This window comes from Xenorhabdus sp. XBWT (assembly GCF_059072735.1).
In genome coordinates, this window is sequence record NZ_CM180990.1 from 3,319,869 (window position 1) to 3,336,579 (window position 16,711).

The 16,711-nt window shown below is 41.3% G+C and carries 13 protein-coding genes; 7 read left to right on the forward strand and 6 right to left on the reverse strand.

What is annotated here, in order from left to right; genetic code table 11:
- The first annotated feature begins 266 nt into the window (after positions 1-266).
- Together AC5JQI_RS14485 and AC5JQI_RS14490 are read left to right on the forward strand one after the other, a co-directional pair.
- Entirely contained in the window at positions 267-1,127 is an 861-nt protein-coding gene (locus AC5JQI_RS14485; protein ID WP_493912676.1) for a lipase family protein, read from the forward strand.
- Positions 1,128-1,227: 100 nt separating this feature from the next.
- Positions 1,228-1,722, forward strand: a complete 495-nt coding sequence (locus AC5JQI_RS14490; protein WP_493912677.1) for a membrane-associated Zn-dependent protease 1 — start codon at positions 1,228-1,230, stop codon at positions 1,720-1,722.
- A gap of 280 nt (positions 1,723-2,002) precedes the next feature.
- Here the strand turns inward: AC5JQI_RS14490 and galE are convergent, their stop codons facing one another.
- On the reverse strand, positions 2,003-3,022 hold the full coding sequence (gene galE / locus AC5JQI_RS14495) for a UDP-glucose 4-epimerase GalE (protein ID WP_493912678.1): 1,020 nt from the start codon (positions 3,020-3,022) through the stop codon (positions 2,003-2,005).
- A 150-nt stretch (positions 3,023-3,172) separates the two neighbouring features.
- On the opposite strand from galE, the gene AC5JQI_RS14500 reads away from it, so the two are divergent.
- Positions 3,173-3,913 (forward strand): 4'-phosphopantetheinyl transferase family protein, encoded by a 741-nt coding sequence (locus AC5JQI_RS14500; protein ID WP_493912679.1) that lies wholly within the window; start codon positions 3,173-3,175, stop codon positions 3,911-3,913.
- 87 nt (positions 3,914-4,000) lie between these two features.
- Here the strand turns inward: AC5JQI_RS14500 and speB are convergent, their stop codons facing one another.
- Positions 4,001-4,927: an agmatinase gene (gene speB, locus AC5JQI_RS14505; RefSeq protein WP_493912680.1), complete on the reverse strand. Its 927-nt coding sequence runs from the start codon at positions 4,925-4,927 to the stop codon at positions 4,001-4,003.
- Between the two features lie 717 nt (positions 4,928-5,644).
- On the opposite strand from speB, the gene AC5JQI_RS14510 reads away from it, so the two are divergent.
- Positions 5,645-6,562: a tail fiber protein gene (locus tag AC5JQI_RS14510; protein ID WP_493912681.1), complete on the forward strand. Its 918-nt coding sequence runs from the start codon at positions 5,645-5,647 to the stop codon at positions 6,560-6,562.
- A gap of 124 nt (positions 6,563-6,686) precedes the next feature.
- Here the strand turns inward: AC5JQI_RS14510 and speA are convergent, their stop codons facing one another.
- A complete protein-coding gene (speA, locus tag AC5JQI_RS14515) occupies positions 6,687-8,606 on the reverse strand; it encodes a biosynthetic arginine decarboxylase (protein WP_493912682.1) in 1,920 nt (639 codons plus the stop codon).
- Positions 8,607-9,369: 763 nt separating this feature from the next.
- On the opposite strand from speA, the gene metK reads away from it, so the two are divergent.
- A complete protein-coding gene (metK, locus tag AC5JQI_RS14520; protein WP_237385689.1) occupies positions 9,370-10,524 on the forward strand; it encodes a methionine adenosyltransferase in 1,155 nt (384 codons plus the stop codon).
- 178 nt (positions 10,525-10,702) lie between these two features.
- Positions 10,703-11,203, forward strand: a complete 501-nt coding sequence (locus tag AC5JQI_RS14525; protein WP_493912683.1) for a SprT family zinc-dependent metalloprotease — start codon at positions 10,703-10,705, stop codon at positions 11,201-11,203.
- A 115-nt stretch (positions 11,204-11,318) separates the two neighbouring features.
- On the opposite strand, the gene AC5JQI_RS14530 is transcribed toward AC5JQI_RS14525, so the two are convergent.
- Positions 11,319-11,666 (reverse strand): DUF6694 family lipoprotein, encoded by a 348-nt coding sequence (locus AC5JQI_RS14530; RefSeq protein ID WP_493912684.1) that lies wholly within the window; start codon positions 11,664-11,666, stop codon positions 11,319-11,321.
- 366 nt (positions 11,667-12,032) lie between these two features.
- Between AC5JQI_RS14530 and AC5JQI_RS14535 the strand changes: the two genes are divergently transcribed.
- Positions 12,033-13,517, forward strand: a complete 1,485-nt coding sequence (locus AC5JQI_RS14535) for an aldehyde dehydrogenase family protein (RefSeq protein ID WP_493912685.1) — start codon at positions 12,033-12,035, stop codon at positions 13,515-13,517.
- A 133-nt stretch (positions 13,518-13,650) separates the two neighbouring features.
- On the opposite strand, the gene AC5JQI_RS14540 is transcribed toward AC5JQI_RS14535, so the two are convergent.
- Both AC5JQI_RS14540 and eno read right to left on the reverse strand, forming a co-directional pair.
- Positions 13,651-15,036 (reverse strand): SLC13 family permease, encoded by a 1,386-nt coding sequence (locus AC5JQI_RS14540; RefSeq protein ID WP_493912686.1) that lies wholly within the window; start codon positions 15,034-15,036, stop codon positions 13,651-13,653.
- A 350-nt stretch (positions 15,037-15,386) separates the two neighbouring features.
- Positions 15,387-16,688, reverse strand: coding sequence for a phosphopyruvate hydratase (eno, locus tag AC5JQI_RS14545; RefSeq protein WP_493912687.1), 1,302 nt, complete (start codon positions 16,686-16,688; stop codon positions 15,387-15,389).
- Between the last annotated feature and the right edge of the window lie 23 nt (positions 16,689-16,711).

Genomic DNA, 16,711 nt, shown 5'->3' on the forward strand with positions numbered 1-16,711 from the left:
GTAATTAGTTAATTCAATATTGATAGATCAAACATGAACTACAGATTATTTTTCTGATCATCTGATAATATTCAGTGTCTGAAAAATACGGCTGACGAAATTCACATCACTGTCATTTCAATCAATTATTTAAAAACATAATCTCAATAACTTCCTCTTCAGCCTATGTGTCCCCTTTATTTTAGCAAACCCATAAAAATGACATACAATCAGATCAAATAATGCAAACAATTTATTAACAACAAGAATAAACAAAAGAGGCGATTATGTATACATATCGGGAAGCCGCCAATCTTGCAGCATTAGTGTTATATGCTGCTGAAATGAATGATCAATATTACAATAATCCTGTACCACCAGCCGACCCGCGCATTAAAGAAGACGGATGGAAAGTGATAGCGTATATTTCGGCCGATGATACTTCATTCTCAGTAAAGACCCGCCAAGGGATGTTACCGAAGCATGTCTGCTACGGTTACGTTGCAAAAAAAAATAAATTCCTGAATGAATATGTTGTTGCCATACGCGGGACAGACCCCACCATTTTGCTGGAAGATATTCATGACGGACTGATTGACCACACTTCTCCGTGGGCCAAGTTTCCGACAATAGAAGTAAGCAGAGGATTTTTCAGCATTTACGACTCAATGAAATTGATAACTGTTGATCCTGAGTTTCCCGGTGATTACAGCAATCTCAATCTGGCAAAGGCAATGACACAATTGGTAGGAATCAATGGCCGATTTACAATAACAGCTCACAGTCTTGGCTCCGCTATAGCATCCTATCTCATGTATGAGATTGGCTCCAGCATCCCCAATCATTCAGCCTGTTTATTCGCCTGCCCAAGGCCCGGAAATAGTGAGTTTTCCCAGCATATTACCAGGAATTTCAGCAAGTTTGATGTATTCAACTATGTAGACGATGTTATTCCTCATTTACCCCCTGAAATATTAGGATATTCATCACTGGCGCACATTCAGGAGTTTAACACCCAAACCAATATAGATATTTCCGATGGCCCATTATGCAGCCACTATTTAATCAATTACATTGCCAGACTGGATTTTGATGTATTCAAAAGAGTCATAAAAAACGGTGATATTGATTCTTGTATCAACCTATAACTACCGTTCTGGCTAAGTCAGAGAACTTGATTTTTTTGCCAACCACTGCAATACCTATCCCAGTTAGGAAATATCAGCAACTGATAATAGGAGCATAAAGATGAAGTGGTATGGTAATACATTGCGTAGACATACATTGCGTAGTTATGCATATGGTGCAATGTTAGTAGCAGGCAGCCTGTTCACACCGGCATTATGGGCAAAAGGGGAAGTGCATCTGTTGTTTCATATGGGATTGGGGGCCAATGGCAAATCCTTTGTGGGCGGTACACTGCAAAACAAAGGTGATCAACCTGTGGCAGGCGGGTATATCAACGTGTTGTTCTATAAAGAGAAATGCGAACCAGATACACCAATATTGTATTCATTTGAGTCATTGGCTCCGGGAGAAAAAAAAGAGTTTCGCATCCCAATGAATAGCCCGCTGAGTGGCTATCGTGTAATTGGTTTTGGCGCTTATGATGATATGGGATTTCCTCTTCCTGCCGTAGATGAAACAGCAAAAATCATTCAAGAACGTGAACCCAGCGAGCGGAAGGCATGCCAGACAGCACGAAAAAACATACCTGATCCTAACAACGACACCAGCAAATAAGGCAGAAACCCCAAAATCATAATATTGGCTTTTTTGGACGCTCATCAGGATGGTTTATTTTTATAAACCATCCTTTTTGTTAACTCATATTTCTGCGATTTAAAAATTTATTGGTTAAATTTTCTTTCCGTATTTATGCGTAAAAATGCAAATCCATCCCTGCCTTTATGTGGAAAATTAACAGGATTGAATTGCATCTTTGGCATAATGGGATTCTTTCTATTTTCACCATATCCATCAAAGGATTAAAAAGTGCTTATTATTTCACTTGATAACCATTTTATTTCACTTGATAACCATTGGGATTCTGAGATTGCCAGCGCCACGCATCGGTGGTCATTTCCACTACCGTGCGATTTGCCTTCCAGCCCAATTCACGCTCTGCCTTTTCTGGGCTTGACCAACATTCGGCAATATCTCCCGGACGGCGGGGACATATTTCATAAGGAATAAGTTTGCCACAAGCATGACTGAAAGCGTTCACCATTTCTAATACACTTGTGCCTTTCCCTGTACCCAAATTGTAAATATGCAGACCTGATTTTTTGCCAACGGCATTCAATGCAGCAATATGCCCGTCGGCTAAATCCATAACATGGATATAATCACGTACCCCCGTCCCATCAGGTGTCGGATAATCATTACCATAAACTGACAGTTTTTCCCGGCGGCCCACCGCAACCTGAGCAATATAAGGCATCAGATTGTTGGGAATACCTTGTGGATCTTCCCCCAGAGAGCCTGAAGGGTGAGCGCCAACCGGATTGAAATAACGCAGCAGCACAACAGACCAATCACTTTCTGCATGATGGAGATCAGACAAGCAGCGCTCAACCATATATTTACTGGTGCCATAAGGGTTGGTGGTATTACCTACCATCGACTGTTCGGTAATGGGTACTACTTCCGGATCGCCATATACTGTCGCAGAAGAACTAAAAATGATACTTTTTACACCCGCTTTATGCATGCTGCGTACTAACACCAATGTACCGTTGACATTGTTGTCATAATATTCGATAGGTTTGTCGACAGATTCTCCGACCGCTTTTAAACCAGCGAAATGAATAACTGACTGAATTTGATGGCGGGAGAAAATCGCATCAAGGAATGATTCATCACGAATGTCCCCTTCATAAAACAGTGGCTTCACGCCAGTTAATGCCTCAATGCGAGCCAACACTTCACGATTGGCATTACACAGGTTATCAATGATAATCGGTGTCATTCCTGCTTCAATCATTTGAACACAAGTATGACTACCAATATACCCCATGCCACCTGTCACTAATATTTCCACATTAACCTCTTTTTAAAAATGATTACAACTGAGAGTATAAAAAGAGTCAGCACATTAGTGAACTAAAACTAAAATATGGCAGAATCAGGCAATAATCGTTTTTGAATAGCTCGCTACCCAATAATCACAATCAGTAATAAAATACCGATAATGAAAACAATCAACTTTACCTCTACTCAAGCCACTGCCGAAAATATGCGTTTTTTCAAAGAGCTAAAAATAGGTTCACTGCCTGAGCATCCTAAAACTCATGTTATGCTGGCCTATTTTGATCAAGCTTCCTATCAAGATACATTATTTGACGAACATAACATCACGTTCCCGGATCAATTACAAAATGCTGTTAATAAACGACGGGCAGAATATCTGGCGGCGCGGTACTGTACACAGCAATTATTGAATAACTTAGGCTACTTTGGCTTTCAGGTAACAAATGCCAAAGATCGTTCCCCAATCTGGCCTGACAATATTTGCGGCTCTATTTCCCATTCAGTTAACTGTGCCATTGCCTTCATCGCTTTTTATGATGATTATCAGATAATTGGCGTGGATATTGAGCAAGAGATCAAATCAGATACTGTCGAAAGTGTTTCAGCCAGCATCATCAATAATGCCGAAGTTGCATTATTGAAAAATTGTGCATTAACTTTCGAGCAGGCATTCACTCTTGCCTTTTCCATCAAAGAGAGCTTGTTCAAAGCACTTTATCCCCATGTAAAATGCTTTTTTGATTTTCATGCGGCTGAAATTACATCAATTGATTGCAATACTCACACGATGAGCATCAAACTGCTGCAAACATTATCCGATAAGTATCGAAACGGCTCGCAATTTAACGGACAGTTCGTTCTCATGCCGCAACAGCAAGTTCTGACGTATATTGTGGAGTAACAGATTTCGCTTGCAAAAAAGAGGGCCTTTTAAATAAAGGCTCACCTTTAGATGAGCCTTTAAAAAAACATTTACAAAATTAGTGCATTAGAAATCTTTCTTAGAAGCCTGCAAATACAGCAATTCCAATCCAATTGTCGCCGCTGCCAGCGCCGTGATCTCAGATTGATCATACGCAGGAGCCACTTCCACTACGTCCATTCCGACAATATTCAACGGTTGTAAGGCTCGTACTATTTTCAATGCACGATCTGAAGTCAATCCCCCAATGACTGGCGTCCCTGTGCCCGGTGCAAATGCCGGATCAAGGCAATCAATATCGAAAGTCAGGTAAATCGGCAAATCACCAACCACAGCTTTAATCTGCTCAACAATGTCATTAACACCGCGATCATTGACCTGCCCGGCATCCAGTACAGTGAAACCATTATCAGTATCGTGTTCAGTGCGGATACCTATTTGTACTGAATGATGAGGATCTATCAACCCTTCATTTGGTGCATGATGAAACATCGTACCATGATCAAATTTGCTGCCATTTGGATAAGTATCCGTATGGGCATCAAAATGGATCAGCGCCATTTTGCCGAAATGTTTCGCATGGGCACGCAACAATGGCAACGTGACAAAATGATCACCGCCAAAAGACAGCATACGCTTGCCCGATGCCAGTACCTTTTCAGCATGTGCCTGCAACTTATCGCTCATATCCTCGGCATCACCGAAGTTAAATACCAGATCACCGCAATCCACCACTTTCAGGCGTTTACGTAAGCTAAAGTTCCATGGCCAACGGCTGCTTTCCCATGCCAGATTAGTCGATACCTGACGAATGGCAGCTGGCCCGTGGCGGCTACCCGCGCGTCCCGATGTTGCCATATCGAAAGGTACTCCAGTAATTACCCATTCAGCATCACTGGAATAAGGTTGAAAATTCAATGGGAAACGTAAGAAACCGAAAGCATTTGAAACCAAAGAGTTATCAACTTGGTTTCCTAAGGAGCTAATACTCATGACATATCCTCAAAAGTCCCATACTGACTTATTACCAACATCCAATATTGACAATACTCAATGATTGGCAGTAACCAGTGACACAAAGCTTATTTATACTAGAAGATCAATCTTCCAAATACGCTAGCATTTTAAATTTAAAATAAAATGTTAGCAATCAACCCGAAACTGAAGAAACGAATGGATACACACTCTTATACAAACAAGGATAAGTCTCCAAAGAATCTCAGTTCAGCAAATTATCATAGATTAATCATATAGTATTAGACATGTTTTCTTCTTACCAGAACTTTAAGAAAGTTTATTTCAAGAAAATAGCAAATAAATAGGTAAACCATCTGTGAAGATGACCAATTATTTTAAGATGAAGAATGAACAACAAACTTAACCAGGATAATAATTATCACAAAAAACAGAAAGAAAGTTGGCAAATATTATTATTAATTGTGTCAAACTTTATCGGTAGTCAGAAATAGATTTTAATAATGTTCAACCCATCATTTTATGCCATCCTAACGTTGGAGTAAGCAACTCACTCAGTTTAATAAAATAATTAAATGTATTTTACTAATGCATAATCTCAATTATTGATGAATCTATTTTATTGATATTCACAAACAGAAAGTAATACCACATTTATATTACTAAGGAAATTTTCAGTTCGATTTCCTTCACCAAACTCGCAATGTGCATTGTTGATAAAATGAGGGATTAATTATGAATTCTCAAAATAATAAGCCTGATATAATATCTTCAGAAGAAGATGAATTTGTGATAGTACCGACACGTAAGTATATTGAAGCATCAATTGAAGAACATGCCAAAAGCAGAAATCATCCAGATGCAACACTGACAGCAAAAGGATTTGTTATCCTGAGTAGTGCCGTGGATAGCGATAATGAAATTTATGCCGCAACCCCCAAGGCAATAAAAACAGCTTATGATCAAGCAAATATTGCCAATCAGAACGCTATCAATGCAAATAACAACGTTAATACCCGATTAGAAAAAAGTCAGAATGGCGCAGACATTCCTGATAAAACGGAATTCGTAAAAAATATTGGGTTAACAGAAACAGTAGGGCGGGCAAAAAATGCCGCCACTATTGACACAATATATCCTGTCGGCATTGTTTTATGGTTTGCCCAAAATCAAGATCCAAATAAACTATTTTCTGGTACAACATGGAAATATATTGGTGAAAACAAAACGATCAGATTAGCCTCTCCAGATGGTTCCAATATCTTATCAACCGGAGGAAATGATTCTATCACTCTGACTGCGGCACAAATACCCGCTCATAGCCATACATTCTCTGCAACAACCAGTTCATTTGATTATGGAACTAAAGTCACGAATATTGCCGGTGATCATGACCATGATAGTGGATGGGGAGAATCAAAAAACAGTCGTTATGGACATTATGACAGCACCAATGATAATTACGGTTCCGGTGACTCAGACTGGGATAATTACAAATTTAACACCAGTACAAATGGTGCTCACCAGCACAAAATTCATATTGGCAGCCATGCTCATACGGTATCAGGCACAACATCAAGCGTGGGCAATGGGGAAGTTATCAATATTACCAACTCCTATGTCATGTTGATGGGATGGTATAGAACAGCATAAAAACCTACATGAACAAGGATGTTCAGTAAACATAGTCTCAATACGTCTATATTCCCTATCAATATAAAAAATAGTCATTCTAAATCAAATAACTATCTTGACTCAGAATGACTATTAATGAAGGTCAATGACTAATCAGGGCTATATCTTCTAAATAAGTGTAACCATAAAGGCCACTTTCAAACTCTTGCAGGAATTGCGCTTGCAAACCTTCATCCAAGTCAGTTGATTTCACCTGATCACGGAAGCGGGTCAGCAATACCTGCGGCTCCAATTTGACATATTGGAGCATATTGGCAACAGAATCACCCTCTTCGCTCTGCTGATAAGTCACTTCACCATTTTCTGAAACGTAAACATCAATGGCTGCTGTATCACCAAACAGATTGTGCATATTGCCCAGAATTTCCTGATATGCGCCTACCATAAAGAAGCCAATCAATGGCGGATTATCCGGATCATAAGCCGGCATTGGCATTGTTGTTGCCACACCATCTCCATCGACATAATGATCAATAGTACCATCTGAATCACAGGTGATATCCAACAGAACAGCGCGACGATCCAGCGGCTTATCCAGCCCTTCAATTGGCAGGACAGGGAATAGCTGATCAATCCCCCACGCATCGGGCATAGACTGGAACAACGAGAAATTCACGTAGAGTTTATCCGCCATACGTTCCTGCAATTCATCAATGATAGGACGATGAGCACGGTTGCTTGGGTCAAGATTCTGCTGAATGTGGCGACAGATATTTAAGTACAGTTCTTCTGCCCATGCCCGTTCTGACAGATTCAGTATGCCATGGGAATATTGGGTATGAACATCATGCAGATCAAACTGGCTGTCATGGAGCCATTCACGCAGTGAGCGGCGGCTACCGTCAGACTGCATTTCCAGCCATGTATTCCATAAACTGGTCAATGGACGTGGAGCATCTTTTGCCGGCGGTGTTGTTTCGGTGAACTCGTTACGTTCCACCCCAATGACATTGGAAACCAGAACCGTATGATGAGCTGTCAATGCACGACCGGATTCAGTAATAACCGTTGGATGGGGAAGTCCGTGCTCTTCACAAGCATCGCCAATACCCCATATAACGTTATTTGCGTACTCATTCAAACCATAGTTAACTGAGCATTCTGACTGGGAGCGTGTACCTTCATAATCAACACCCAATCCGCCACCAACGTCAAAACACTGAATATTGACACCCAATTTAGACAGCTCGACATAAAAATGGGCAGACTCACGTACCCCTGTTGCTATATCTCGGATATTTGCCAACTGGGAACCCAAATGGAAATGTAACAATTGCAGGCTGTCCAACCGACCCGAAGAGCGCAGAATTTCAATCAATTGCAATACTTGTGACGCAGCCAGACCAAACTTGGATTTTTCACCACCGCTGGCCTGCCATTTGCCTGAACCCTGACATGCCAGACGCGCCCGTACCCCTAAACGTGGGATCACGTTGAGTCGTTTGGCTTCTTCCAACACTAGCTCAATTTCAGACATTTTCTCGATAACCAGATACACTTTATGTCCCAGTTTTTCACCGATCAGAGCCAGACGAATATATTCACGATCTTTGTAGCCGTTACAGACAATTACAGTACCTGTCATGCCAGCATGAGCCAACACCGCCATAAGCTCTGCCTTAGAGCCTGCTTCCAACCCAACGGGTTCATCAGCATTTGCCAGTGTTTCAATAACACGACGCTGCTGATTAACCTTAATTGGATAAACCAGAAAATAATCCCCTTTATAGCCATAAGATTCACGGGCACGCTTAAACGCCGCATTGATAGAACGTAGGCGGTGCTGCAAGATCTGGGGAAAACAAAACAGTGCAGGTAAACGCAATTGTTCTTTTTCTTCCTGAACTTTCTTCACCAGATCGGCAAGTTCAACTTGGGTTTCCGGTAAATCAGGATTTGGACAAACACTGACATTACCCAGATCATTGACATAGTAATAGTTGCCGCCCCAGTATGCGATGTTGTAAGTCTGTCGCATTTTGCGTGCGATATTATCTTTCATGGCAGTCTCCTTTATGGAGTCGAGGTTTGCCTTCACCTGTAGTCAATAACCCAAGGCACTATTTTATCGTGCGTATCTTGCGCATTAAAAAATGTCAGGGAACAGCATTCTCTTAAATTATAGAAACGTTTAGAGGGAACTAAACAATATATTTACTGTGTGAAAATATGATTGCCAACTCGATATTGCCTGCTTATCTATATGCGACGGGTAACATCGAAATGATTTCATATTTGAAAGAAAGGAACAGGATGTGGATACATCAATGGCATAATGTGGCTGTTGGCCGTTAACAATCAGCAGATAATGGTTCATAACCCCATTCACCCCACATGGTTTACTTATCGCAAACCGTTTCTCAATTGAGAAGCAGGACATAGGCTCATATCCTGCAAATGCCTGTAACCTGAAATGAATAAACTGATTCAGTTACGCGCGCAGTTTATACCTGTAATCCAATCAAATTGCAAAATGAAATTTATCTATGTTCTTCATCTTTTAAGCAGCGGCTTTATTGACTCTGTTCCCGATTCCAGTCACATACAAGGATAGTATAAGGATAGTTATACCCATCACCTTTCAAATTGCAGCTTTGTTGGCTGCATTCACCCCCATTTTCAGAAAAGAAAATTAAGATGTCACATAATGAAAGACATTTAAAACTAAAAAGACTGGTAACCTTAGTAAGAGTGCCTTAAAATAGCCATCTAGATGGTAAAACATCCGCCCTTAAACCAAAATTATATTTAAGGTATAAAATATAATGACTACACATCTTTTCACTTCTGAGTCTGTTTCAGAAGGACATCCAGATAAAATTGCCGATCAAATTTCCGATGCCGTCCTTGATGCGATTTTAGAACAAGATCCCAAGGCTCGTGTTGCCTGTGAAACTTATGTTAAAACTGGCATGGTCATGGTTGGTGGCGAAATCACTACTAGTGCATGGGTTGATATTGAAGAAATTACTCGTCGTACAGTCCGCGAAATAGGCTATACCAGTTCTGATATGGGCTTTGATGCCAGCTCATGTGCGGTTATAAGCGCGATTGGTAAACAATCACCTGATATTAACCAAGGTGTTGACCGGGCCGATCCACTGGAGCAAGGCGCAGGTGATCAGGGCTTGATGTTTGGTTATGCCACTAACGAAACTGATGTTTTAATGCCAGCACCTATTACATATGCACACCGTTTGGTTGAACGTCAGGCTGAAGTCCGTAAAAACGGCACCCTGCCGTGGTTGCGTCCTGATGCGAAAAGTCAGGTTACATTCCAGTATGATAACGGTAAAATTGTTGGTATTGATGCTGTCGTGCTTTCTACCCAGCACTCCGAAGACATCAATCAAAAAGCACTGCAAGAAGCCGTGATGGATGAAATCATCAAGCCGGTACTGCCGACTGAATGGCTCACTCCGATGACCAAATACTTCATAAACCCAACAGGCCGTTTCGTCATTGGTGGCCCGATGGGTGACTGTGGTCTGACTGGGCGTAAAATCATCGTAGATACCTACGGTGGTATGGCCCGTCATGGTGGTGGGGCATTCTCAGGTAAAGATCCATCTAAAGTTGACCGTTCTGCTGCCTATGCTGCTCGTTACGTTGCCAAAAACATCGTTGCAGCAGGTTTGGCTGATCGCTGTGAAATCCAAGTTTCTTACGCCATCGGAGTGGCAGAGCCAACCTCTATCATGGTGGAAACATTCGGCACTGAGAAAGTTCCAACGTCAACACTGATTCAATTAGTGCGTGAGTTCTTTGATCTACGTCCTTACGGCCTGATCAAGATGCTGGATCTGCTGCATCCGATCTATCGCGATACTGCGGCATACGGTCATTTTGGTCGTGAGCAGTTCCCGTGGGAAGCAACAGATAAAGCTGAAATTTTACGCTCATCAGCAGGTTTGAAATAATCCTTTGCTAATCAATGAAGCCCGCTTCATCCTTGCGGGCTTTGTTATTATCAATCAGCTCATTATGAAAGTTTGAAATATAATCATCCTCTTTTAAGTTGCAAAACAGCAAGTTGAAAGATAAGAGATAAATCCTGAAAAGTAAGATAAAAAATTAAAAATACAATATGCAGCCGTGATGAAACCTGTCAGAGTTCCCCTCTTCTTACAGCAAGCCGTTATGCGCACCATACGACAAAAACTGGCACAGGCAAGCAATTTTTTTCAAGAAACCTTTCCTGAGCCTAGCGTCACCTACCGCCAGCGAGGCACGATAGCGGGCTGTGCCCGATTACAAGATTGGGAAATCCGCCTGAATCCGATTTTGCTGATCGAAAACCAGCAAGCATTCATTGATGAAGTTCTCCCTCATGAACTTGCTCATTTGTTGGCTTATCATCAGTTTGGTCAAGTAGCTCCACACGGGAAAGAGTGGCGTTTTATCATGGAAACAGTGCTTAAAGTATCAGCTAATCGGACACATCAGTTCTCTGTTAATTCTGTGCGCAGCCAAATATTCACTTATTATTGTCGCTGTCGGCAACATGAGCTAACAATCAGACAACACAATAAAATCCTCAGAGGAAAAAGTTGCTATATTTGTCGCCAATGTGGAGAAAAATTAAAACTCCCCAAATAATAAAATCAGTAAGATGCTCCAGCATCAGGGCATCTTATTTATATCCAATCAATTTCAAAATGCTGCTTTATTGATTGCACTGCAACTTGCAATCCATTGGATATAACTTTCTAATTCATTCAGTAGCAATGTTCGTTACTTTGAGTTCTTCAGCTTCCGCTATAATTTGATCTGCTGATTTCCCATGAAGTGATCGGTAGAATTTTTGTTCTAAATTTTCAATATCACTATGATGAATATTTCCGCTCTTATCATTCTTAAATAATTCATCAAAATCAATACTGTTAATCATAGTAATATTCAATGAATCATCAAATTTTAGTTTTTTATCTTCTGATAAAGTATCTCTGATTTTTTCAATCGATGTCTTTACCGCTATTTCGTTCGAACCGTCAATCTTAGGATGATTATCACACCCCGTTAATGCAAAACCCAGTAAACAAGTTAACAACAATTTTTTCATGATCACCCCCACCTGATACGAATAAGACAATCATAGCAGAAGATGACTATATACGCTTCCCTAATAAAAACTTATCTTATATAAACAGTTTAATTTATAATTTTATTATTTATTTATTGAATTACCTCTGCATTATTAACGAATTAAATTTATTAATTTGTTAGGTTGATATATTTCTAATTTTTAATTTAACTTATATTCCCAATAGATTTCGATATAACAATAAGTTAAGATTTGTAAACCTCATTTATTGATAAGCCTCTTTTACATTTAGATTCATTTTTGTTAGAAAATTAAGACTTAATCCGATAATCACTTTTGAATATATGTCCTAGCATATAAGAAACAAAGTACCCGGAGAATATAATGAAAAAGTTACATGATATCGCAAAAGAACTGTTACCCGCTAAATCTTACAAGATGTTGATTAACGGTCAGTGGGTTGATAGCCTTTCGAAAAATACGATGAAAAGCTATAATCCGGCAACAGGTGAATTACTGACAGAATATGCAGCGGGTAATGCCGATGATATTGAACTTGCCGTTAAAGCTGCCCAAAAAGCCTTACCTGAATGGAGCAAAATCTCTCCCGTAGAAAGGCAATCTCTGTTACTGAAAATTGCTGATCTGCTGGAAGCTGAAGCCGAACGCTTTATTGCTCTTGAAACACTGGATGGCGGTAAAACACAAGCGTTATGTCGTAATTTTGATATTCCTTTCTCTATTGATCATTTCCGCTATTTTGCAGGCGTGATCCGAGCGCATTCTGATGCCTCCGATATTATCGATAAAGATACTCTTAGCCTGGTGATTAGAGAACCCATTGGGGTCGTCGGGCAAATTATTCCATGGAACTTCCCATTATTAATGGCAGCCTGGAAAATTGCCCCTGCTCTTGCCGCAGGTAATACTATTATCATCAATCCCGCAAGCCTAACTCCAATCACTCTGCTTGAACTGGGACGTATCCTGAATGAAGTTCTGCCTGCGGGCGTTGTCAATATCGTCACAGGACGTGGCTCAGTCGTCGGCCAAGCAATCCTAGACCATGAAGGCATTAGCAAAGTAGCCTTTACCGGATCAACAGAAGTCGGATACAACGTTGCTGCCGCAGCGGCAAAAAAACTTATTCCTGCGACTCTAGAATTAGGGGGTAAGTCTGCCAATATCGTCTTCCCTGATGCCAATATGAAAAAAGCAGTTAAATATGCTGCTAACGCGATTTTGCTCAATCAAGGGCAAGCCTGTGAATCCGGTGCTCGCCTGTTCTTGCATAAAGATATTCACGATGAATTCCTGAAATCACTGAAAACAGTGTTCGAATCAGTCAATGTGGGTGATCCCATGCTGTTAGAAACTGAAATGGGTAGCCAAGTCAGTGAAGAACAGATGAACACTATTTTAGCTTACATCGACCTTGCAAAACAGGAAGGTGCAACCGTTCTGACTGGTGGAAAGCGCATAACAGGTGAAGGATATGATGATGGCTTTTTTATCCAGCCAACGATCCTCACTAATGTGACCAATAATATGCGGGTTGCGCAGGAAGAAATTTTCGGGCCTGTGCTGTGTGTTATGCCATTCAGTGATGAAGAGGAAGTCATCGACATGGCCAATGACTCCGAATATGGTCTGGCGGGAGCTGTATGGACACAGGATATTAACCGCGCCCTGCGTGTTGCTAAGGCAGTGAAAACGGGTCGTATGTGGATTAATACCTATCACGAGCTGCCCGCCCATACTCCGTTTGGGGGTTATAAAAAATCAGGGCTTGGGCGTGAAACTCACAAAATGATATTGGATGCTTACACTGAAGTGAAAAATATCTATATCAGCACAAAAGAAGAGTAATGGGCTAACAATAAGAATAACTGAAAAAAATCGCCATCTGTGAAGATGGCGATTCAATATCACTAATTTATTAATTAAAATATAGAGAACAACTAAAACCTCTTTGATATTATTTACATTACTTATTGAGTGATTAAACCCAGAAGAACCAGGCAACCACAGAAATAATGGCAATACATGCCACGTTCAGCACCATGCCCACTTTGACCATTTCCACTTGCTTGATATAACCAGAGCCGTAAACAATCGCGTTAGGCGGTGTCGCTACAGGCAGCATAAATGCACAGGATGCACCGATACCAATAATCATGGTCAAGACCATGACTGGCATTCCCAATGCTTCTGCAACCGTGGCAAAAATAGGTACAAGTAATGCAGCACTCGCCGTATTACTGGAAAATTCTGTCAGAATGATAATAAACGTAGTAACGGCAACGATGATCACAAACCATGGGCTTGCACCGAAAGTCGTCGCTATGCTATTCGCCATCACTTCACTGGCTCCAGAGTCTTTCAAGACAGCACTCAACGTCAAACCGCCACCGAACAGCATCAACACGCCCCATTCAGTATTGTTTTGAATCTGTGACCACGTTGAGACACCGGTGATACCAATCAGGATAGCCGCGCTTACTGCAATAATTGTATCCAGCTCTTTCACACCACCAAGTGCGTCGCTGATAAATGAACTGAAAATCCAGCACACAACGGTCAGCAGGAAAATGATCATGGCGATAATACGCTTACCTTTCCATTCCAACTGTTCCAGTTCCAGATCAAATTTGTGGTTCAGATTTGGGCGCAACATGATGTACATCACCCCAACCATAACAGGCATCAGAATAATGACCATTGGCACACCGTATTTCATCCACGTGATGAAATCCATGCCCAATTGTGCAGCAGCGATAGCATTGGGTGGGCTACCTACCAATGTACCCAATCCACCGATACTAGCACTATATGCCACTCCTAACAGTACAAACACAAAGGTATTACGCTCAGAGCGTACATCCAGATTTGCCAGAATACCGAGAACCAGTGGCAGCATCATCGCAGCAGTTGCAGTATTACTGATCCACATTGAAAGTAGTGCTGTAATACCAAATATCAGCATTACCGCCACAGACAAACGTCCACGGGCAATCATCAGCAGGCGGTTAGCAATCAATCTGTCCAGACCTTGGATATGTAGCGCCGTTGCTAATGCAAAACCACCGAAAAACAAAAAGATAATCGGGTTTGCAAAAGATTTCAGCGCGTCATTGGTCCCCATCAACCCCATACCAACGGCCAGAATTGGAATACACAATGCAGTAATCGTGACGTGAATGGCTTCAGTCAGCCATAACACACCAACAAATGCCATCAATGCCAGACCTGCGTTTGCTTTCTCTCCATAAGGCAAAAACTTAAGCAGCACTACAAGCAAGATGATATCCAGCGCAAGTATAATTAAACCTCTTTTATTTAAAGGGGTAGGCCCAACCGCTGGGGTTAAAGATTCAGAAGCGTCCATGAAGACTCCATAAAACAATGAAACATTACTCAGTAATGTAAAAAGATAATTGATGAATCATTGCCATAAATGTTAAAGAATTACATTACATGTGAAATAATAAGGAGTATCAACAAGGAATAAAATACGAGTTGTGTGATTTTGGGATCTATTACGCGGGATTTGTCTAATTACCGAATGGATGATCAAAAAATAAACTTAATTTTTGCTTTTATGTTAATTTTTTATATCTTAATTGTGCATAAAATCCTATTTTAAATAAAATTTTCTTTCTTTAAAAAGGCGAAAGGGTTTTAACCTCTTTCGCCGAAATATAAATAATATTTAACTTTATTGGACTAAGCTGGCAATTATGCTTGACCTTTTACTTCTTTCAGACCGTTGAAAGGTGCACGGTTACCCAGAGCTTCTTCAATCCGGATCAGCTGATTATATTTAGCAACACGGTCAGAGCGGCTCATAGAACCTGTTTTAATTTGACCTGCTGCGGTACCTACTGCCAAGTCAGCAATAGTTGCATCTTCAGTTTCACCAGAGCGGTGAGAGATGACCGCAGTATAACCAGCATTTTTTGCCATCTTGATTGCAGCCAGAGTTTCAGTCAGAGAACCGATCTGGTTGAATTTGATCAGGATAGAGTTTGCAATGCCTTTTTCGATACCTTCTTTCAGGATCTTGGTGTTGGTTACAAACAGATCGTCACCGACCAACTGGATTTTGTCGCCCAGTATTTTAGTTTGGTAAGCAAAACCCTCCCAATCAGATTCATTCAGACCATCTTCGATGGAAACGATTGGGTATTCTTTAGTCAAACCTTCCAGATAATGGGTAAATTCCTGAGAAGTGAACGTCTTGCCTTCGCCCTTCAGTTCATAGTTACCTGTTTCTTCGTTATAGAATTCAGAAGCGGCGCAATCCATTGCCAGAGTAATGTCTTTACCCAGCACATAACCTGCTTTCTCAACTGCTTCTTTAATCGCTGCCAGCGCTGCTGCGTTAGATTCCAGGTTTGGCGCATAGCCACCTTCATCACCCACCGCAGTGTTCATGCCTTTCGCTTTCAATACTTTTGCCAGATTGTGGAATACTTCAGAACCTATACGTACAGCTTCTTTCAGAGAGCTTGCACCAACTGGCTGAATCATGAATTCCTGGATATCGACATTGTTGTCAGCATGCTCACCACCGTTGATGATATTCATCATTGGCAGAGGCATAGAGAATTTCCCCGGAGTACCGTTCAGCTCGGCAATGTGCTCGTACAGAGGCATACCTTTCGCTGCTGCTGCTGCTTTGGCGTTCGCGAGAGAAACAGCCAAAATCGCGTTAGCACCGAAGTTAGATTTATTTTCAGTACCATCCAGCTCAATCATGATCTTGTCGATGTTAGCCTGATCTTTCGCATCTTGACCAACCAGAGCCTGTGCAATTGGACCGTTGACCGCAGAGATAGCTTTCAAGACACCTTTACCCATGAAGCGAGATTTATCGCCATCACGCAGTTCCAACGCTTCGCGCGAACCTGTTGATGCACCTGATGGCGCAGCAGCCAGACCAACAAAACCACCTTCCAGATGCACTTCTGCTTCTACAGTTGGGTTACCACGGGAGTCGATAATTTCACGGCCAAGCACTTTAACGATTTTGGACATTAGGTTTTCCTCAAGTCACAAGT